Origin of the sequence: Streptomyces sp. NBC_01334 (assembly GCF_035983595.1) — a bacterium.
In the GTDB taxonomy this organism is placed as follows: Bacteria; Actinomycetota; Actinomycetes; order Streptomycetales; family Streptomycetaceae; genus Streptomyces; species Streptomyces coriariae.
On record NZ_CP130718.1, the window covers coordinates 2,400,296 to 2,420,607 of the forward strand.

A 20,312-nucleotide genomic window follows, 5' to 3' on the forward strand; every position below is an offset into this window, starting at 1 on the left:
CTCAGATCATCGGCTGGGGCTGCGTCAGCTCGTCGTAGACGCTGAGGACCTGGGCGACGGTCTCGTCCTCGGTGGGCCAGCCGGCCGCCTGCCGGGTACCCAGATCCCGGAGGTGTTCGGCCCGTTCGGGGTCGTCGAGGAGGCGTACGGCGGCCGCGGCGAAGGCACCCGGGTCGTGCGGCGGGACCAGTTCGGCCGCGTCGCCGACGAGTTCGCGGATCCCGCCGGTCAGGGCGGCGACGAGCGGCACGCGCGCGTGCAGGGCCTCCTGGGCCAGGACCGACCGGGACTCCTCGCCGCCGGGCAGCAGCGCGAGGTCGGCGGCGGCGAGCAGTTCGCTCACGTCGTCGCGACGCCCCAGCAGCCGGACGGGCAGCTCCTCGTCCTCGATGCGGCGCTGGAGCTCCGCCCGCTGCGGCCCCTCCCCCGCCAGCACGACCAGCGGCACGGGGTCGAGGCCGCGCCACACCCGCGCGGCGTCCAGCAGCAGGTCGTGACCGCGGTGAGCGTCCAGCGACCCGACGGCCGTGAACAACGGGCGGCCTATGGCGCCGAGTTCGGCCCGCAGCTTCGACGACGGCCGCTCGGACTCCTCGTTCCCCTCGGTCCGGCGGGGCCGGGGCAGCGCCACGGCGGCGAGCCGTGCGTCGCGTGCGCCGGTCCTGCGGGCCCGGTCGACGAGGTCGGAGGTGGTGCCGAGGACCACGGTCGCCGTCCTCGCGACCCGCCGTTCCAGCAGCCGCAGCAGATGGGCGCGGGCCCCCTCGGCGTGCGCGCGGTTGTGCCAGGTGACGATGAGCGGGGTCCGCCGGCCGCTGAGTGCGAGGACGGCCCGGAACGAGGCGTGCAGTCCGTGCGCGTGGACGAGGTCGGCGTCCGTGCAGGCCGCCCGGAGCACCGCCACGGATCCCGGATCGCTGCTGCGCGGCACGTGCACGTGTTCGGCTCCGGCCCCCGTGAAGTCGTAGGTGTCATCCGCCTCGCCGGGGGCGCACACCGTCACTCGCACGCCCCGCGCGACGAGCCCCGCCGCCAGGGAACGCACGTGCGCGCTGCTGCCGGCGTTGCCGCCGCCCAGCACCTGCACGGTGCGCAGCGACGACTGGCCGTGCGGTGAGTGGCTGCTCACGTGGCCGGGGCTCCTGGTTCGGCGTCGGACGGTCACGAAGAAACGTACAGAGGGACCGGGCGGAGGGGTGGACCGCTGGCGTTCCTCCACGTACTACGCCCAAGGATGCCAGCACGTACGGGTGTTCCGTGCCGCCGAGCACCCTGACACCCGGTCACAGGGTCCCCCTCATCACCCACACGGGTGACAGAAGTCGGGGTTCCGTTCGATTACCCGAGCGCCGGCCTCGCCGGCTCGCTCACCTGCTCCCCACGGATCCCGGCAGCGGCCCCGGCAAGCACGGCGGTCGCCGCGGGCCGTCCGTCCGCGAGCACGGCGGTCAAAGTGACGGCCAGGGCGGCGGCGGGCCGCAGTGCGGCCCGGCCGGCCGCCCGGCGCCCGCCCGCGTCCGCGTCCACGCCGGTGCCGTCCGCCCCGCGTGGTTCTCGCGCTCCCGGCGTGCGCCGCCCTGCCGCCGCCGTCCCCCGGGTGGGCCCGCCGTCAGCGCGAACGCCGAGCCCCGTCCCCTCGGGGTGGACGTGCCTTCACCCTCAGGAACGATCGGCGGCCGCCCGGCACCTGGACCGGACAGGGCCGCGCCGGCCGTCGCTAGCCGTCCGCGCGGGCCGTGGCCAGCAGCTCCTCGGCGTGTGCCCGGGCCGTCTCGGAGTCCTCCTGGCCGGCGAGCATCCGGGACAGCTCCCGGATGCGGTCCTCGCCCTCCAGGACCTTCACGCCGGACCGGGTCACCGACCCGTCGTTGGTCTTCTCGACCAGCAGCTGCCGGTCGGCGAAGGCGGCGACCTGCGGAAGGTGGGTGACCACGACGACCTGGGCGGTCTTGGCGAGCCGGGCCAGGCGCCGCCCGATCTCGACCGCCGCCTTGCCGCCCACACCCGCGTCGACCTCGTCGAAGAGATACGTCGGCACGGGATCCGTCCCCGCGAACACGACCTCCACGGCCAGCATCACCCGCGAGAGCTCACCGCCGGACGCGCCCTTGGCGATGGGCCGCGGCGGCGCGCCCGGGTGCGGGGCGAGCAGCAGCTCGACCTCGTCCGCGCCGGCCGGCCCGTAGGCGACCGGACGTCCACCGACCTCGACGCCCTCGGGGTCCTCGGTCTGCCGGATGTCGAACGACACGCGCGCGTGCGGCATGGCGAGAGAGGCCAGCTCGGCGGTGACGGCGGCGGCGAACCGCTCGGCGGCGTCCGCGCGCGCGTCCGTCAGCGCCTGCGCCAGCCCGCCGAGTTCACCGCGCAGCGCGTCCCGTTCGGCGGTCAGCTCGTCGATGCGCCCGTCGTCGCCGTCCAGCTCGGTGAGCCGGGCGGCGCTCTGCTCGGCCCAGACGAGCACGGAGTCGACGTCCTGCCCGTACTTGCGGGTGAGCGCGGTGAGCGCGGCCCGCCGCTCCTCGACGGCCGACAGTCGCAGCGGATCGGCGTCGAGGTCGTCGGCGTACCCCGCGAGCTCGCCCGCCACATCGCCCAGCAGGATCCCGATCTCCCCGATCCGGTCGGCGAGCGCGGCCAGCGCCGGATCGTGCGACCTGACGGCCTCCAGGGCCCGCTGCGCGCCCGCGACGAGCGTGGTGGCCTCGATGCCCTCGGGGTCCTCCGGATTACCTGCGAGGGCGGCGTGGGCGGCCGTGGCGGCGGACGACAGCGCTTCCGCGTGCCCGAGCCGCTCGGCCTCCTCCGCCAGCTCCACGTCCTCCCCGGCGCGCGGTTCGACGCCGGCGATCTCGTCGAGCCCGAAGCGCAGCATGTCGGCCTCCTGGGCCCGCTCACGCGCGCGCGTGACGATCTCCTCCAGCTCGACGGCGACGGCCCGCAGCCGCCGGTAGGCCTCGGTGTACTTGGCGAGCGGCACGGTCACCGCGTCGCCCGCGTACCGGTCGAGCGCCTGTCGTTGCCGGGACTGCTTCAGCAGCCCCTGCTGGTCCGTCTGCCCGTGGACCGCGACCAGCTCGTCGGCGAGCTCGGCGAGCACGCCCATGGGCACGCTCCGCCCGCCCACGTGCGCCCGCGACCGCCCCTCGGCGGAAACGGTACGGCTGATGAGCAACGCCCCGTCGTCGAGCTCGGCCCCGGCCTCCTCGGCCCGTACCACCACCGAGGCGTTCGGGGGCACGGTGATCCGCCCCTCCACGACCGCCTTCTCGGCGCCGATCCGCACGAGCGCGGGATCAGCGCGCCCGCCCAGCAGCAGCCCGAGGCTGGTGACCACCATGGTCTTGCCCGCGCCCGTCTCACCCGTGACAGCGGTGAAGCCTGGCGACAGCTCGACGACCGCGTCGTCGATGACTCCGAGCGACCGTATCCGCATCTCCTCCAACACGGACAAGACCTTACGAGGTCGGGGGGAGGAAGTGCGACGCCCCCCGGCCCCGGAAGGGGAACCCGCAGGTGAAGAATGTGTATCGACGGCGCCGTGTCACCCGGGTGAGTGCAGTTGCACCCGGGGCGCCGAGGAGTACGGACCGCTAGTGACGCGCCCCTCGCCAGCCGGAGACGGGCAGCGCGAACTTCGCCACCAGCCGGTCCGTGAACGACGCGTGATGCAGCCGGGCCAGCCGGACCGGCACGGCCCCCCGCCGCACCTCCACCCGGGCACCGGCAGGCAGCTCGACGGTCCGCCGCCCGTCGCACCACAGAACGCCCGGCGGAATGTGCGGCAGCACCTCCACCGCGAGCACGGAGTCGGGCGAGGTCACCAACGGCTTCGCGAACAGCGCGTGCGCACTGATCGGCACCATCAGCAGCGCCTCGACCTCGGGCCACACCACGGGCCCGCCCGCCGAGAACGCGTAGGCGGTCGATCCCGTCGGCGTGGACAGCACGATCCCGTCGCACCCGAACCCGGTGACCGGCCGCCCGTCGATCTCCAGCACGACCTCGAGCAGCTTCTCCGCGCCGGCCTTCTGCACGGCCGCCTCGTTCAGCGCCCAGTCGGTGTGCACGATGTCCCCGTTGCGATGCACGACGACATCGACGGTCATCCGCTCCTCGACCTCGTACGCCTTCGTCACCACCCGGTCGACGACCTTGTCGAGGTCGTCGCGCTCGGCCTCGGCGAGGAAGCCGACGCTCCCGAGGTTGACGCCCAGCATCGGCACCCCGGACGCCCGCGCGAACTCCGCGCCGCGCAGCAGCGTGCCGTCGCCGCCGAGGACGATGAGCAGCTCGCACCCCTCCAGGCACTGCGGGGTGGCCTCGGAGACCAGCTCCACCTCCTCGGGCAGCGGCAGGTCGGCGGCCTCGTACTCCAGGACGCGCACCCCGATGCCCTCACGCAGCAGTCCCTTGACGACCAGCTCGGCACTGCGGATGGCCGCGGGCCGCCCGGTGTGGGCGAGCAGGAAAACAGTACGAGCTCGGTTCTGAGTCAACGCGGCCCCTCCGCAACTGCACGGTCAACGTCGGCCGGGTCGAGGGCAGGCGCCCCGGCCCTGAGCCACAGAAAGTACTCGACATTGCCCGAAGGTCCGGGCAGCGGGCTGGCGGTGACACCCTTCACGCCGAGCCCCAGGTCCCACGCCTTCCCGGCCACACCCCGCACCGCTTCCGCCCGCAGCTGCGGACTCCGTACGACACCCCCGCTGCCGAGCCGTTCCTTCCCCACCTCGAACTGCGGCTTGACCATCATCACCAGGTCCGCGTCCGGCGCGGTGCACCGTGCCAGGGCGGGCAGCACCAGCCCCAGCGGGATGAAGGACAAGTCCCCCACGACAAGATCCACAGGCTTCCCATCGATCGCTTCAAGCGTCAACTCGCGTACGTTCGTACGGTCCTTGACGGTGACGCGTTCATCGCTCCGAAGAGACCACGCGAGTTGTCCGTATCCGACGTCCACGGCGACCACGTGCGCGGCCCCCGCCCGCAGCAGCACATCGGTGAACCCGCCGGTCGACGCGCCGGCGTCCAGCGCCCGCCGCCCCTCCACCAGGAGCCCCTGCGCCACGAACGCGGCCAGCGCGCCGGCGAGCTTGTGGCCGCCCCGGGACACGTAGTCGGGGTCGTCTCCGTCGACGGCGACGACGATCGCGGCCGCCGTCTCGACCTGGGTCGCGGACTTGGTCGCGACCGTCTTGCCGACGCTGACCCGCCCGGCGGCGATCAGCTGGCCGGCATGCTCACGCGAGCGCGCGAGCTTGCGGCGGACCAGCTCCGCGTCCAGACGGCGTCGTGCGACTCCTGCCACGTTCGGTTCAGCTCCTGTGTTGGTGTGACGCCGGGGGCACCGGAGGTCCCGGGCGGGCGTCGAGCGCGGTGAGCGCGTCGCGCAGCCCCCGGTGTACATCCTCGTACACCTCGACGTGTCCGTCGGTGGCGAGGTGGTCGGCGTCCGCCAGCCGGTCCAGCAGCGCGTCCGCCTCCGCGTTGCCGGTGGGGGTCCGCGGGACGCCCAGCGGGGCGGGAGCAGCGGGATCGTGCTCCGGCTCCCTCTCCTGTTCCTCGGGCACGGTCTCCGGGGCGGTCTCCGTCCCCGGCCCCGTCCCCGGCTCCGGCGCTGTGTCGCTCATGCGAAGACGCTACCTCGAAGGGCTGGGGTACCGTCGATCACGATGGCCACGATCGAGGAGTGCCACGCCGCACTCGAGAAGCTCTCGGACAACATGCGCAGCGCCGAAGGGGACGTCCGGACGGCCGCCGCCCTTGACCGCTCGGTGAGCTGCCGGATCACCGACCTGGACGTCACGTTCGTCGGCCGGATGACGGACGGCCGGATCGTCGTGCAGGACACCCTTCAGGGGCCTCCCCTGGAGAAGGCCCAGATCAGGCTGACCATGACGGGCGACGACCTGGTCGCGCTGGTCGCCGGCGAGCTGAACTTCGCCAAGGCCTGGGGCTCGGGCCGGGTGAAACTCGAGGCGGGGCTGCGCGATCTGTTCCAGCTCAGGAAACTTCTGTAGCGAGCGCCTGTACCGGCTGCCCGGCCCGTGCCCGTGCCTTGCGCGCCGCCGGCACCACCAGCGGGGTCCCCGTCTCCGGGTCGTCGATGACCTGGCAGCGCAGCCCGAAGACCTCCTCCACCAGCCCGGCGGTGACGATGTCGTTCGGCGCGCCCTGCGCGATCACCTCGCCGCCCTTCAGCGCGATCAGGTGGGTCGCGTACCGGGCCGCGTGGTTGAGGTCGTGCAGCACCGCGACGAGCGTGCGCCCCTGCTCCTCGTGCAGCTCCGCGCACAGGTCCAGTACGTCGATCTGGTGCTGGATGTCGAGGTAGGTCGTCGGCTCGTCGAGCAGCAGCAGCGGTGTCTGCTGGGCGAGGGCCATCGCGATCCACACCCGCTGGCGCTGACCGCCGGACAGCTCGTCGACATAGCGGTCGGCGAGCTCGGCCACCCCGGTCTGCGCCATGGACTCCTGCACGATCCGTTCGTCCTCGACCGACCACTGGCGCAGGATGCCCTGGTGCGGGTAGCGGCCGCGGCCCACGAGGTCGGCGACGGTGATCCCGTCGGGCGCGATCGACGACTGCGGCAGCAGCCCCAGCGTCCGCGCGACCTTCTTCGCGGGCATCGACTGGATGACCTGCCCGTCGAGCAGCACTCGGCCCTGACTCGGCTTCAGCATCCGCGACAGCGCCCGCAGCAGCGTCGACTTGCCGCAGGCGTTCGGGCCGACGATCACCGTGAAGGAGTTGTCCGGTATCTCCACCGACAGCTGTTCGGCGATGACCCGCTGGTCATAGGCGAGGGTTACGTTCTCGGCGGACAGGCGGTTCACGATGCTCCTTGGGTTGTTCCGGTCGGCCGGGCGGCCGTTGTCGTCGACCGCGCCGCTCATATCCGGCCCGCCCTGCGCTCGGTGACGAGGAGCCACAGCAGGTACACCCCGCCCAGCACACCGGTGACCACGCCCACGGGCAGCTGTCCGTCGCCGAAGAGCCGCTGCGAGGCCCAGTCGGCGGTGACCAGCAGGGCGGCGCCCATGCACAGGGACGGCACGAGGTTGGGCCCGGGCGAGCGGGTGAGGCGCCGGGCGAGCTGCGGCGCGGTGAGCGCCACGAAGCTGACGGGCCCCGCGGCGGCGGTGGCGGCCGCGGTGAGCAGCACGGCGGCGACCATCAGCACCAGCCGGACGCGCTCCACCCGCACCCCCAGCGCGTGGGAGACGTCGTCGCCCATCTCCATCATCCGCAGCCCGCGCGCGTTGGCGAGCACGAGCGGCACGAGCACACAGGCCAGCACGAGCAGCGGCCAGACCTGCTTCCAGTCACGGCCGTCGAGGGTGCCGGTCATCCACACGACCGCGCGGGCCGCGTCGACGAAGTCGGCCTTGGTCATCAGATAGCCGTTGACCGCCGTCGCGATCGCCGAGATGCCGATGCCGACGAGCACCAGCCGGTACCCGTGGACGCCTTGCTTCCATGCCAGCAGGTAGATGAGGGCCCCGGTCACCAGGCCGCCCACCAGCGCGCCGACGGTCACCTGGGCGGCGCTCCCGGAGAACAGCACGATCATCACGAGCGCGCCGGCCGTCGCGCCCTGCCCGAGCCCCAGCACGTCGGGGCTGCCCAGCGGGTTGCGCGACACGGCCTGGAAGAGCGCACCGCCGAGCCCCAGCGAAGCCCCGACGAGCAGACCCACGAGGACCCGCGGCAGCCGCAGCTCGTTGACGATGAACTCCTGGCCGGCGTTGCCGTCGCCGAGCAGCGTCTTCACGACGTCTCCGGCCGGGATCGGGAAGTCGCCGGTGCCGATCAGCACCACGCTCGCGGCGAGCGCGGCCACCACCAGCGCCGCGACGACGATCAGCGCCCGCGGCTCCAGCCGGACGGAGAACCCGCCCGGGGTGCGCAGCGCCCGGGGGCGACCGTGCGGGATCTTCTTGGCGGTCTTCACAGCTGGGCCGTCCTCCGCCGTCGTACGAGAAAGATGAAGACCGGTCCGCCGATGATCGCGGTGATGATGCCGACCTGGACCTCCGAGGGCCGGGCGACGACCCGGCCGATGACATCGGAGCCCAGCAGCAGCACCGGCGACAGGACGGCCGCGTACGGCATGATCCAGCGCAGGTCGGGGCCGGTGAACGAACGGACGATGTGCGGGACCATCAGCCCGACGAACACGATCGGCCCGCAGGCGGCGGTCGCGGCACCGCACAGCACGGTCGCGGCCAGCATCGACAGCGCCCGCGTGCGGTTGAGGTCGGCGCCGAGCGCCTTGGCGGTGTCGTCGCCCATCGCCACGGCGTTCAGCGGCCGGGCGAGGACGAACGCGAGGAGGGTGCCGACGACCAGGAAGGGCAGCACCTGCCGGATGGTCTCGTCGGTCGCCGTGGACAGCGAACCGACCGTCCAGAACCGCATCCTGGCGAGCGCCGCGTCATCCATGATCATCACGGCCTGGAGATAGCCGTAGAGCGCGGCACTGATCGCCGTGCCGGCGAGCGCGAGCCGCACCGGCGTGGCTCCTCGGCTCCCGCCGAGGAACCAGACCAGCGCACCGACGGCGGCCGCCCCGAAGAAGGCGAACCACACATAGCCGGTCAGGCTCGTGACGCCGAAGTAGGTGATGGCGGTGACGACGGCCGCCGAGGCGCCCGCATTGATACCGAGCAGCCCGGGGTCGGCCAGCGGATTGCGCGTCAGCGCCTGGAGCACGGCACCGGACAGTCCGAGCGCGGCCCCGACCAGCAGCCCCAGCACGGTGCGCGACAACCGCTCGTCAACCACGACGTCCGCGTAGGTCCCCGAGTCCTCGAACAGCCCGTGCAGCACCTGCGCCACGGACAGCTCCTTGGCCCCGACGGCGATGCTCGCCACCGCCACGAGCAGCAGGACCGCCATGGCGGCGAGCAGCCCGACGGAACGTATCGCCCGGCGTTTTGGAGGCGCGGGGGCGGTCTCCGCGCGCTGTTCGGGAACACTGTCGACCAACACGCAGTTAGGTTAGCCTACCCTGCCAACGCGCCTCGATCCCTGGTCACGACCCGTGCCAGGGTTCACAGCATCACCGCTTCGCGGTCCCACCGCCCGCTCCCCTTGCGGCCCCGCGGCTCACAACCCCAGCCGCGCCAGCGCTTTCCCTCCGTCCAGCTCGCACGTCCCCTCACCGGCCGTCGTCCAGGCCGCCGCGCACAACGCCCGCAGCCCGTCCAGGGCTTCGCCGTCCCCGGCCAGCTCCAGGCTCTCGGCACCCGCGCTCGCCGTCCAGCCACCGCAGCGGAAGCCGCCACCGTCCACGGCGACCTCGGGCTGACCGGTGAGCATTCCCCGCAGGTCGGCGTCGACATACGTCGGCCGGTGCTGCGGCGGCGCGGCGAGCAGCTGCGCCCCGTCGGTGACGCCGGTGAGGACGAGCAGCGAATCGACCTCGCCGTTGAACGCGCCCTCGATGTCCGTGTCCAGCCGGTCCCCGACGACCAACGGCCGCTCGGCGCCGGTCCGCAGGATCGTCTCCCGGTGCATGGGAGGCAGCGGCTTGCCCGCGACCTGCGGCTCGGCACCGGTGGCGATCCGCACGACCTGTACCGCCGCGCCGTTGCCCGGCGCGATGCCACGCCCGCTGGGGATCGTCAGGTCGGTGTTGGACGCGAACCACGGCACCCCGCGCGCGACGGCGTACGAAGCCTCCGCGAACCGCCCCCACGGCAGATCGGGCCCGCCGAACCCCTGCACCACGGCCGCCGGATCGTCGTCGGCCGACTCCACCGGCTCGAGCCCGCGCTCGCGCAGCGCGACCCGCAGCCCCTCCCCGCCGATCACCAGCACCCGCGCGCCCGCCGGCACCTGCTCACTGATCAGCCGCGCGACCGCCTGCGCCGAGGTGATGACGTCGTCGGCGCCCGTCGGTATCCCCAGCTCCGTCAGATGCCCGGCCACCGCGTCCGGCGTCCGCAGCGCGTTGTTGGTGACGTACGCGAGGTGCATCCCGCCCGCCCGCGCGGTGGCCAGCGACTCGACGGCGTACGCGATCGCGTTGCCCCCCGCGTACACCACCCCGTCCAGGTCGAGCAGCGCCGTGTCGTACGCCTCGCTCAGGGCCTGCCCACTGCCCTCGGGCCTCGTCCTGACGCTCCGGCTCATTCCACATCGCTCCTCGTTCGCTCCGCTTTCCCCCGATCATCCCGCATGCCACCGACAGACGTACGATGCCGGGATGAACTCAGCAGGTCACTCGGAAGCAACGGCGCCCCGAGGCCTGGAACTCACCCCGTTCCGAGGCCTGCGCTACGACCCCGACCGGGTCGGCAGTCTCGCCGCCGTCACCTCCCCGCCGTACGACGTCGTGGTCCGCCCCGACGGCCTGCACCATCTCCAGGACGCGGACCCGTACAACATCGTCCGCCTGATCCTGCCCCAGGCCACCAGTCCCGCCGCCCGCAACGAACAGGCCGCCGACACCCTGCGCGGCTGGCGGGCCGAGGGCGTCCTGACCGCGGACCCCGAGCCCGCCCTGTACGTCTACGAACAGCGGCACGCGGACGGCATGCTCCAGCGCGGCCTGATCGGCACCCTGCGGGTCTCGGAGCCCTCGGAGGGAATCGTCCTCCCGCACGAGGACGTCATGCCGCACATCGTCGCGGACCGCGCGGCCCTGATGCGCGCCACGCACGCCAACCTCGAACCCCTCCTCCTCACCTACCGCGGCAACGGCACCGCGGCCGAGATCGTGGACCGCGCGGCTGAGCGGCCCCCGCTCCTCTCCACCACCACCGAGGACGGCTACAGCCACCGCCTCTGGGCGATCACCGACCCCGCCGAGACGGCCCGCGTCCTCGCGGACCTGGCCCACCACCAGGCCCTCATCGCCGACGGACACCACCGCTGGGCGACCTACCTGCGTCTACGCGCGGAGCACCCCTCCCCCAGCCCCTGGGACCACGGTCTGGTCCTCCTGGTCGACACCGCCCGCTTCCCGTTGCGCGTCCGCGCCATCCACCGCCTGCTGCACGGCTTTCCGGTCGCCGACGCCCTGGCCGCACTCGACGGCCGCTTCCGCGTCCAACGCCTGGACGTCCCCCTCGCGGAGGCCCTGGACGCCCTCGCGGACGCGGTCTGCGCCGGCAACGGGTTCCTGCTGGCGGGCGACGGCGCCTTCCACCTCGTCGACCGACCGGACCCGGCACTCCTCGACCGCACGATCCCCGCCGACTTCCCCGAGGCCTGGCGCACCCTGGACGCCACGGTCCTGCACGCCACGCTCCTCGACCACGTCTGGCACATCCCCGAGGACGACCCCGCCCGTATCGCCTACATCCACGACACCGCCGCGACGGTACGCAAGGCGGAACGCGACGGCGGTACGGCGGTCCTCCTGCACCCTGTCCGCGAGGAGGTCGTCCGCGATCTCGCCCGGCAGGGCGTCACGATGCCCCGCAAGTCGACGTCGTTCGGCCCGAAACCCGCATCGGGCCTGGTACTGCGCGCACTCGACCTCTGAACGCACGAAGGGGCGGGACCCGGTATCCACCGGGTCCCGCCCCTCGCTGCCGCTACCGGCCTGCGTCAGTCCTCGTCGCGGTCGACCACAACGTGCTCGGCCTCGTCACGACCGACCTGACCCTCGACCGAGTCCTCGACGTCTTCCGCTTCCGCCGCCTGCTCGACGACGGTCTCGTCGGACTCGATCTCGTGCTCAGCCTCGTGCTCGGTCTCATCCTCGTCCTCGCCCAGGGCGTCGACGAAGTCCACCCCGTCCATCTCGGCGAGCCGGTCGGAGGCGTCCGTGCTGCCGTCCCGGTCGGCCTCGAGGGCCTTCGCGAACCACTCCCGTGCCTCGCCCTCACGCTCGGCGGCGAGCAGCGCGTCGGCGTACGCGTACCTCAGCCGCGCGGTCCACGGCTGGACGGACCCGGCAGCGAGCTCGGGGCTCTGCAACGTCACGATGGCCGCGTCCAGCTGCCCCATGTCACGCCGGGCGCCCGCCGCGACGAGTCGCATCTCCACCTGGCCGGCCTTGTCGAGCTTGTTCACCTCGGGAGCACCGGCCATGTCGAGCGCCTTCTCCGGCCGCCCGAGCCCACGCTCACAGTCGGCCATGACGGGCCACAGCTCGACACCGCCGCTCATCCGCCGCGCGGCCCGGAACTCGGCGAGCGCCTCGCTGTACCTCTGGGTGGCGTACGCGGCGAACCCGCCCGCCTCCCGCACGGCGGCGACACGCGAAGCGAGCCGCAGGGCCACCTTGGAGTACCCGTAGGCGCCCTCGGGGTCCTCGTCGATCAGCCGGGCGACCATCACCAGGTTCTTGGCGACATCCTCGGCGAGCGTCTTGGGCAGGCTCTGGAGCTCCTGCCGTACGTCCTTGTCGATCTCGTCGCCGGTGACGTCCTCAGGGATCGGCAGCCGCTTGATCGGCTCACGGTCCCGGTCCCGCTCGTCGCGGAAACGAGGCCCGCCACCACGCCGGTCGTCCCGACGGTCGTCACGCCCGTCACGGCCCCGGAACCCACCACCGGACCCACCGGGCCGTCCACCACGGTCGTCCCGATGCGGCCCACGGTCACCCCGGTCGTAGCCACCGCCACGGTTGTCGTCCCGACGGAAGGCCGGGCGATCACCCCGGTCGTCACGCCGGTCATCCCGTCGGTCATCGCGACGGAAGGGGGGACGCTCACCACGGTCGTCCCGGCGCGGACCACGGTCACCGCGATCGTCACGCTGGAAGGCCGGACGCGAGGAACCCCGGTCGTCACGGCGGTCGTCCCGACGGCCGAAGCCACCACGGTCACGGTCACCGGACCCGCCGCGGTTGTCATCCCGCCGGAAACCACCACGGTCGTCACTCCGACGATCGTCACGCCGGTCATCGCGACGGAAGGGGGGACGCTCACCACGGTCATCACGACGCGGACCACGGTCACCGCGGTCATCACGCTGGAAGGCCGGACGCGAGGAACCCCGGTCGTCACGCCGGTCATCGCGTCGGTCGTCCCGACGGAAGGGGGGACGCTCACCACGGTCATCACGGCGCGGCGCACGGTCATCGCGCTGGAACGCCGGACGCGAAGAACCCCGGTCATCACGGCGGTCGTCACGGCGGTCGTCACGCCGGTCATCGCGACGGAAGGGGGGACGCTCACCACGGTCATCACGACGCGGAGCACGGTCACCGCGATCGTCACGCTGGAAGGCCGGACGCGAGGAACCCCGGTCGTCACGCCGGTCATCGCGTCGGTCGTCCCGACGGAAGGGGGGACGCTCACCACGGTCATCACGACGCGGACCACGGTCATCGCGCTGGAACGCCGGACGCGAGGAACCCCGGTCATCACGGCGGTCGTCACGGCGGTCGTCACGCCGGTCATCGCGACGGAAGGGGGGACGCTCACCACGGTCATCACGGCGCGGACCACGGTCACCGCGATCGTCACGCTGGAAGGCCGGACGCGAGGAACCCCGGTCGTCACGCCGGTCATCGCGTCGGTCGTCCCGACGGAAGGGGGGACGCTCACCACGGTCATCACGGCGCGGACCACGGTCGTCGCGGCGATCGTCGCGCCGGCCCGCACCACCACGGTCGTTGTCACGACGGAAGCCGCCACGGTCGCCACGGTCCCCGCGGTCGCCGCCACGGTTGTCACGGTCCCCACTACTGTCCCGTCGCCGCTGGTCGCGCTCCGGTCGATCGTCGGGAGAGTTGGTGGACATCGGTGACTCCTGTCTTCGGTACCGCAAACATTCTCGCGCACCCGGGTACCCGGCGCGCTACAGAAAAACAAAAAGGACCCCTGGTCCCAGCTGAACGCTGGGACCAGGGGTCCTTCCAAAGATTGTTCGGCGGTGTCCTACTCTCCCACAGGGTCCCCCCTGCAGTACCATCGGCGCTGTAAGGCTTAGCTTCCGGGTTCGGAATGTAACCGGGCGTTTCCCTCACGCTATGACCACCGAAACCCTAATGGTTTCGAGCGAACAAGCACACTTTTTACTTGTTTTCAGCTCTAGCCGGCAACAGTCGTTGCCTCAGAACTAACACAGTGGACGCGAGCAACTGAGGACAAGCCCTCGGCCTATTAGTACCAGTCAGCTTCACCCATTACTGGGCTTCCACATCCGGCCTATCAACCCAGTCGTCTACTGGGAGCCTTAACCCCTCAAGGGGGTGGGAATACTCATCTCGAAGCAGGCTTCCCGCTTAGATGCTTTCAGCGGTTATCCCTCCCGAACGTAGCCAACCAGCCATGCCCTTGGCAGAACAACTGGCACACCAGAGGTTCGTCCGTCCCGGTCCTCTCGTACTAGGGACAGCCCTTCTCAATATTCCTGCGCGCGCAGCGGATAGGGACCGAACTGTCTCACGACGTTCTAAACCCAGCTCGCGTACCGCTTTAATGGGCGAACAGCCCAACCCTTGGGACCGACTCCAGCCCCAGGATGCGACGAGCCGACATCGAGGTGCCAAACCATCCCGTCGATATGGACTCTTGGGGAAGATCAGCCTGTTATCCCCGGGGTACCTTTTATCCGTTGAGCGACGGCGCTTCCACAAGCCACCGCCGGATCACTAGTCCCGACTTTCGTCCCTGCTCGACCCGTCGGTCTCACAGTCAAGCTCCCTTGTGCACTTACACTCAACACCTGATTGCCAACCAGGCTGAGGGAACCTTTGGGCGCCTCCGTTACTCTTTAGGAGGCAACCGCCCCAGTTAAACTACCCATCAGACACTGTCCCTGATCCGGATCACGGACCCAGGTTAGACATCCAGCACGACCAGAGTGGTATTTCAACGGCGACTCCACAACCACTGGCGTGGCTGCTTCAAAGTCTCCCACCTATCCTACACAAGCCGAACCGAACACCAATATCAAACTGTAGTAAAGGTCCCGGGGTCTTTCCGTCCTGCTGCGCGAAACGAGCATCTTTACTCGTAGTGCAATTTCACCGGGCCTATGGTTGAGACAGTCGAGAAGTCGTTACGCCATTCGTGCAGGTCGGAACTTACCCGACAAGGAATTTCGCTACCTTAGGATGGTTATAGTTACCACCGCCGTTTACTGGCGCTTAAGTTCTCAGCTTCGCCAAGACGAATCTTGACTAACCGGTCCCCTTAACGTTCCAGCACCGGGCAGGCGTCAGTCCGTATACATCGCCTTACGGCTTCGCACGGACCTGTGTTTTTAGTAAACAGTCGCTTCTCGCTGGTCTCTGCGGCCACCCCCAGCTCGAGCAGCAAGTGCTCTCACCAGACGTGGCCCCCCTTCTCCCGAAGTTACGGGGGCATTTTGCCGAGTTCCTTAACCATAGTTCACCCGAACGCCTCGGTATTCTCTACCTGACCACCTGAGTCGGTTTAGGGTACGGGCCGCCATGAAACTCGCTAGAGGCTTTTCTCGACAGCATAGGATCATCCACTTCGCCACAATCGGCTCGGCATCAGGTCTCAGACTATGTGAACGGCGGATTTGCCTACCGTTCGTCCTACACCCTTACCCCGGGACAACCACCGCCCGGGATGGACTACCTTCCTGCGTCACCCCATCACTCACCTACTGCAAGTCTGGTTCGTCGGCTCCACCACTTTCCTTTCCCCGAAGGGTCCGGAACGGCTTCACGGACTTAGCATCGCCTGGTTCGATGTTTGACGCTTCACAGCGGGTACCGGAATATCAACCGGTTATCCATCGACTACGCCTGTCGGCCTCGCCTTAGGTCCCGACTTACCCTGGGCAGATCAGCTTGACCCAGGAACCCTTAGTCAATCGGCGCACACGTTTCTCACGTGTGTATCGCTACTCATGCCTGCATTCTCACTCGTGAACCGTCCACAACTACCTTCCGGTGCTGCTTCACCCGGCACACGACGCTCCCCTACCCATCCATACAGGCGTTGGCCCTGTTGTATGAATGACACGACTTCGGCGGTACGCTTGAGCCCCGCTACATTGTCGGCGCGGAATCACTAGACCAGTGAGCTATTACGCACTCTTTCAAGGGTGGCTGCTTCTAAGCCAACCTCCTGGTTGTCTGTGCGACTCCACATCCTTTCCCACTTAGCGTACGCTTAGGGGCCTTAGTCGATGCTCTGGGCTGTTTCCCTCTCGACCATGGAGCTTATCCCCCACAGTCTCACTGCCGCGCTCTCACTTACCGGCATTCGGAGTTTGGCTAAGGTCAGTAACCCGGTAGGGCCCATCGCCTATCCAGTGCTCTACCTCCGGCAAGAAACACACGACGCTGCACCTAAATGCATTTCGGGGAGAACCAGCTATCACGGAGTTTGATTGGCCTTTCACCCCTAACCACAGGTCATCCCCCAGGTTTTCAACCCTGGTGGGTTCGGTCCTCCACGAAGTCTTACCTCCGCTTCAACCTGCCCATGGCTAGATCACTCCGCTTCGGGTCTTGAGCGTGCTACTGAAACGCCCTATTCGGACTCGCTTTCGCTACGGCTTCCCCACTCGGGTTAACCTCGCAACACACCGCAAACTCGCAGGCTCATTCTTCAAAAGGCACGCAGTCACGACGCACCGAGTAAACTCGATGCGCGACGCTCCCACGGCTTGTAGGCACACGGTTTCAGGTACTATTTCACTCCGCTCCCGCGGTACTTTTCACCATTCCCTCACGGTACTATCCGCTATCGGTCACCAGGGAATATTTAGGCTTAGCGGGTGGTCCCGCCAGATTCACACGGGATTTCTCGGGCCCCGTGCTACTTGGGTGTCTCTCAAACGAGCCGTTGACGTTTCGACTACGGGGGTCTTACCCTCTACGCCGGACCTTTCGCATGTCCTTCGCCTACATCAACGGTTTCTGACTCGTCTCACAGCCGGCAGACTGTGAAAGAGAGATCCCACAACCCCGTACACGCAACCCCTGCCGGGTCTCACACGTATACGGTTTGGCCTCATCCGGTTTCGCTCGCCACTACTCCCGGAATCACGGTTGTTTTCTCTTCCTGCGGGTACTGAGATGTTTCACTTCCCCGCGTTCCCTCCACACTGCCTATGTGTTCAGCAGCGGGTGACAGCCCATGACGACTGCCGGGTTTCCCCATTCGGAAACCCCCGGATCAAAGCCTGGTTGACGACTCCCCGGGGACTATCGTGGCCTCCCACGTCCTTCATCGGTTCCTGGTGCCAAGGCATCCACCGTGCGCCCTTAAAAACTTGGCCACAGATGCTCGCGTCCACTGTGCAGTTCTCAAACAACGACCAGCCACCCATCACCCCGAACCCTTAACGGATCCGAGTGCACTGGGGCCGGCATCAGAAGGACGAGCAACGCTCGCACCCTCAGATACCCAACAGCGTGCCCGGCCGACTCCCGTCCGAAGATCATGCTTTCCACGCTCTTACGAGCAGTACTTGCAGCCTCCGACCCGGAAACCCGGCCGAATAATCAACGTTCCACCCATGAGCAACCAGCATCGGACGTACGCCGATGTACTGGCCTCTGACCGAGCAAGCCCGGTAAGAAGTGCTCCTTAGAAAGGAGGTGATCCAGCCGCACCTTCCGGTACGGCTACCTTGTTACGACTTCGTCCCAATCGCCAGTCCCACCTTCGACAGCTCCCTCCCACAAGGGGTTGGGCCACCGGCTTCGGGTGTTACCGACTTTCGTGACGTGACGGGCGGTGTGTACAAGGCCCGGGAACGTATTCACCGCAGCAATGCTGATCTGCGATTACTAGCAACTCCGACTTCATGGGGTCGAGTTGCAGACCCCAATCCGAACTGAGACCGGCTTTTTGAGATTCGCTCCACCTCACGGTTTCGCAGCTCTTTGTACCGGCCATTGTAGCACGTGTGCAGCCCAAGACATAAGGGGCATGATGACTTGACGTCGTCCCCACCTTCCTCCGAGTTGACCCCGGCAGTCTCCTGTGAGTCCCCATCACCCCGAAGGGCATGCTGGCAACACAGAACAAGGGTTGCGCTCGTTGCGGGACTTAACCCAACATCTCACGACACGAGCTGACGACAGCCATGCACCACCTGTACACCGACCACAAGGGGGCGCCTGTCTCCAGACGTTTCCGGTGTATGTCAAGCCTTGGTAAGGTTCTTCGCGTTGCGTCGAATTAAGCCACATGCTCCGCTGCTTGTGCGGGCCCCCGTCAATTCCTTTGAGTTTTAGCCTTGCGGCCGTACTCCCCAGGCGGGGAACTTAATGCGTTAGCTGCGGCACCGACGACGTGGAATGTCGCCAACACCTAGTTCCCACCGTTTACGGCGTGGACTACCAGGGTATCTAATCCTGTTCGCTCCCCACGCTTTCGCTCCTCAGCGTCAGTAATGGCCCAGAGATCCGCCTTCGCCACCGGTGTTCCTCCTGATATCTGCGCATTTCACCGCTACACCAGGAATTCCGATCTCCCCTACCACACTCTAGTCTGCCCGTATCGAATGCAGACCCGGGGTTAAGCCCCGGGCTTTCACATCCGACGCGACAGACCGCCTACGAGCTCTTTACGCCCAATAATTCCGGACAACGCTTGCGCCCTACGTATTACCGCGGCTGCTGGCACGTAGTTAGCCGGCGCTTCTTCTGCAGGTACCGTCACTTTCGCTTCTTCCCTGCTGAAAGAGGTTTACAACCCGAAGGCCGTCATCCCTCACGCGGCGTCGCTGCATCAGGCTTTCGCCCATTGTGCAATATTCCCCACTGCTGCCTCCCGTAGGAGTCTGGGCCGTGTCTCAGTCCCAGTGTGGCCGGTCGCCCTCTCAGGCCGGCTACCCGTCGTCGCCTTGGTGAGCCATTACCTCACCAACAAGCTGATAGGCCGCGGGCTCATCCTTCACCGCCGGAGCTTTTAACCCCCACCCATGCGAGTGGAAGTATTATCCGGTATTAGACCCCGTTTCCAGGGCTTGTCCCAGAGTGAAGGGCAGATTGCCCACGTGTTACTCACCCGTTCGCCACTAATCCCCACCGAAGTGGTTCATCGTTCGACTTGCATGTGTTAAGCACGCCGCCAGCGTTCGTCCTGAGCCAGGATCAAACTCTCCGTGAATGTTTACCGGTAATCCGGTCGACACCACGAGAGCGGAACAGCCAGGCGGAATAAGCCCGGCCGTTCACAGCGTCCTCGCTGTGTTTTGTTTCAAAGGAACCTCATCCTCGGCTATCACTGCCGGGGACGGGGTATCAACATATCTGGCGTTGATTTTTGGCACGCTGTTGAGTTCTCAAGGAACGGACGCTTCCTTTGTACTCACCCGAGAGACTCTCTCAGGCTTTCCTCCGGGCGCTTCCCTTCGGTCTTGCGTTTCCGACTCTATCAGATCCTTTTCTTGATCCGATTCCCTGTCGGGGGGATTGTCTTGGGCTTTGGGCTTTCGCCTGTCGGCCTTTCGACATTCACTACGTTAGCCGATTCCCTCCGCAACTCATAATCGAGTTCCGCCGGGTTGGAATTCGGGCATGCGGACATGCCGAATTCGCTCCCGCTGAGGGGCGTCGTAGGTAGTGGGTTGGCCGCTTCCGACTGCCGGCGAATGCCGTACCCGGTTCAAGCGGCTCGGGCTACGTTACGCTCCGGCCAACAGCGAGTCAACTTCGTCGGCGCCTGGGGACATGGGCCCGGTAGGGGCTCACCGTCGGGTCGTCGGCGACCCAGTACCGCCAGGGGTGGACCGCTCCATCGCCGGAGACTCCTGTGCGCGGACCGCTGCGTACCTGGTCGGAGGTGACCGGGGTGCCGGTCAGGATCCTCAGGGGGGTGTCCCCCGTGGCGCAGGCGTCCGTGCCGTCGAGGGCTCGGTCCACATCCAGGGCGGTGGCCAGGCGGGCGGGGCCTTTGGCCAGTTCCTTGTCATTTCGGGCCGAGAGTCGACGTTTGCGGGCCGACTCGGCGCCCTCGACGATCTCGCCGGCGCGGAGCAGGACGGCGCTGGCCATGCCGTCCGGACCACAGACGAGGTTCATGCAGTGCCACATGCCGTAGGTGAAGTAGACGTACACATGTCCGGGCGGACCGAACATCACGCCGTTGCGGGCCGTGGGACCGCGATAGGCGTGGGAGCCCGGGTCGTTCGGGCCGTCGTAGGCCTCGACCTCCGTGAGGCGCAGGATGATCGGACCGTCGGGGGTCGTACGGACGAGGTGTCGGCCGAGCAGATCCTGGGCCACCTCCAGGACAGGGCGGTCGAAGAAGGTCCTGGGGAGGGGCGTACGGTCGGGGGTCGCGATCATGCTCTCCGAGCGTAGTGCAGACGCGTGGGTGCGTCGGGGTGGTCAGCGGGCATCCGCCTTGCCAGGGTGTGGGGCACGGAACCGGCCGCGCCGGGATCGCGTATGTAGGGGTCG

Annotated in this window: 15 protein-coding genes and 3 rRNA genes; 3 read left to right on the forward strand and 15 right to left on the reverse strand. The window is 68.4% G+C overall.

Features of this window, described 5'->3' with window-relative positions; all coding sequences use genetic code 11:
• Position 1 precedes the first annotated feature (1 nt).
• From OG736_RS10890 to OG736_RS10915, 6 genes are all read right to left on the reverse strand, one after another.
• Positions 2-1,129 (reverse strand): glycosyltransferase family 4 protein, encoded by a 1,128-nt coding sequence (locus OG736_RS10890; protein WP_327182251.1) that lies wholly within the window; start codon positions 1,127-1,129, stop codon positions 2-4.
• A gap of 209 nt (positions 1,130-1,338) precedes the next feature.
• On the reverse strand, positions 1,339-1,527 hold the full coding sequence (locus OG736_RS10895; protein ID WP_327182252.1) for a hypothetical protein: 189 nt from the start codon (positions 1,525-1,527) through the stop codon (positions 1,339-1,341).
• Positions 1,528-1,717: 190 nt separating this feature from the next.
• The gene (gene recN, locus OG736_RS10900) at positions 1,718-3,436 is read right to left on the reverse strand and encodes a DNA repair protein RecN (RefSeq protein ID WP_327187578.1); all 1,719 of its coding nucleotides are present in this window, start codon (positions 3,434-3,436) and stop codon (positions 1,718-1,720) included.
• A gap of 157 nt (positions 3,437-3,593) precedes the next feature.
• Complete coding sequence (locus OG736_RS10905; RefSeq protein ID WP_020128151.1) at positions 3,594-4,499, reverse strand: NAD kinase; 906 nt, start codon at positions 4,497-4,499, stop codon at positions 3,594-3,596.
• Positions 4,496-5,311, reverse strand: coding sequence for a TlyA family RNA methyltransferase (locus OG736_RS10910; RefSeq protein ID WP_327182253.1), 816 nt, complete (start codon positions 5,309-5,311; stop codon positions 4,496-4,498). The genes OG736_RS10905 and OG736_RS10910 overlap by 4 nt, the downstream gene beginning before the upstream one ends.
• A gap of 7 nt (positions 5,312-5,318) precedes the next feature.
• Positions 5,319-5,633: a hypothetical protein gene (locus OG736_RS10915; RefSeq protein WP_327182254.1), complete on the reverse strand. Its 315-nt coding sequence runs from the start codon at positions 5,631-5,633 to the stop codon at positions 5,319-5,321.
• 42 nt (positions 5,634-5,675) lie between these two features.
• On the opposite strand from OG736_RS10915, the gene OG736_RS10920 reads away from it, so the two are divergent.
• Entirely contained in the window at positions 5,676-6,023 is a 348-nt protein-coding gene (locus OG736_RS10920; RefSeq protein WP_327182255.1) for an SCP2 sterol-binding domain-containing protein, read from the forward strand.
• On the opposite strand, the gene OG736_RS10925 is transcribed toward OG736_RS10920, so the two are convergent.
• From OG736_RS10925 to OG736_RS10940, 4 genes are all read right to left on the reverse strand, one after another.
• Entirely contained in the window at positions 6,007-6,900 is an 894-nt protein-coding gene (locus OG736_RS10925) for an ABC transporter ATP-binding protein (RefSeq protein ID WP_327182256.1), read from the reverse strand. The two genes, OG736_RS10920 and OG736_RS10925, sit on opposite strands and share 17 nt — an antisense overlap.
• Positions 6,897-7,958: a FecCD family ABC transporter permease gene (locus OG736_RS10930; protein WP_327182257.1), complete on the reverse strand. Its 1,062-nt coding sequence runs from the start codon at positions 7,956-7,958 to the stop codon at positions 6,897-6,899. Before OG736_RS10930 ends, OG736_RS10925 begins: the two co-directional genes overlap by 4 nt.
• A complete protein-coding gene (locus tag OG736_RS10935; protein WP_327182258.1) occupies positions 7,955-8,998 on the reverse strand; it encodes a FecCD family ABC transporter permease in 1,044 nt (347 codons plus the stop codon). Before OG736_RS10935 ends, OG736_RS10930 begins: the two co-directional genes overlap by 4 nt.
• Before the next feature lie 117 nt (positions 8,999-9,115).
• Positions 9,116-10,144 carry an HAD hydrolase-like protein gene (locus tag OG736_RS10940; protein WP_327182259.1) on the reverse strand — a complete coding sequence of 343 codons (1,029 nt, stop codon included), beginning with the start codon at positions 10,142-10,144 and terminating at the stop codon, positions 9,116-9,118.
• 73 nt (positions 10,145-10,217) lie between these two features.
• Between OG736_RS10940 and OG736_RS10945 the strand changes: the two genes are divergently transcribed.
• Positions 10,218-11,501 (forward strand): DUF1015 domain-containing protein, encoded by a 1,284-nt coding sequence (locus OG736_RS10945; RefSeq protein WP_327182260.1) that lies wholly within the window; start codon positions 10,218-10,220, stop codon positions 11,499-11,501.
• A 65-nt stretch (positions 11,502-11,566) separates the two neighbouring features.
• On the opposite strand, the gene OG736_RS10950 is transcribed toward OG736_RS10945, so the two are convergent.
• A complete protein-coding gene (locus OG736_RS10950) occupies positions 11,567-12,406 on the reverse strand; it encodes a hypothetical protein (protein ID WP_327187579.1) in 840 nt (279 codons plus the stop codon).
• Positions 12,407-12,550: 144 nt separating this feature from the next.
• On the opposite strand from OG736_RS10950, the gene OG736_RS10955 reads away from it, so the two are divergent.
• Positions 12,551-13,717 carry a hypothetical protein gene (locus OG736_RS10955; RefSeq protein WP_327187883.1) on the forward strand — a complete coding sequence of 389 codons (1,167 nt, stop codon included), beginning with the start codon at positions 12,551-12,553 and terminating at the stop codon, positions 13,715-13,717.
• A 118-nt stretch (positions 13,718-13,835) separates the two neighbouring features.
• On the opposite strand, the gene rrf is transcribed toward OG736_RS10955, so the two are convergent.
• The 4 genes from rrf to OG736_RS10975 all read right to left on the reverse strand — a co-directional run bounded on the left by rrf (position 13,836) and on the right by OG736_RS10975 (position 20,198).
• A 5S ribosomal RNA gene (gene rrf, locus OG736_RS10960) occupies positions 13,836-13,952 on the reverse strand.
• A 101-nt stretch (positions 13,953-14,053) separates the two neighbouring features.
• Positions 14,054-17,176 (reverse strand): 23S ribosomal RNA (locus OG736_RS10965).
• Positions 17,177-17,491: 315 nt separating this feature from the next.
• Positions 17,492-19,017: ribosomal RNA gene (locus OG736_RS10970) — 16S ribosomal RNA — on the reverse strand.
• The 16S, 23S and 5S rRNA genes sit together here, the layout of an rRNA operon.
• Positions 19,018-19,556: 539 nt before the next feature.
• On the reverse strand, positions 19,557-20,198 hold the full coding sequence (locus OG736_RS10975) for a DNA-3-methyladenine glycosylase (RefSeq protein ID WP_327182261.1): 642 nt from the start codon (positions 20,196-20,198) through the stop codon (positions 19,557-19,559).
• Between the last annotated feature and the right edge of the window lie 114 nt (positions 20,199-20,312).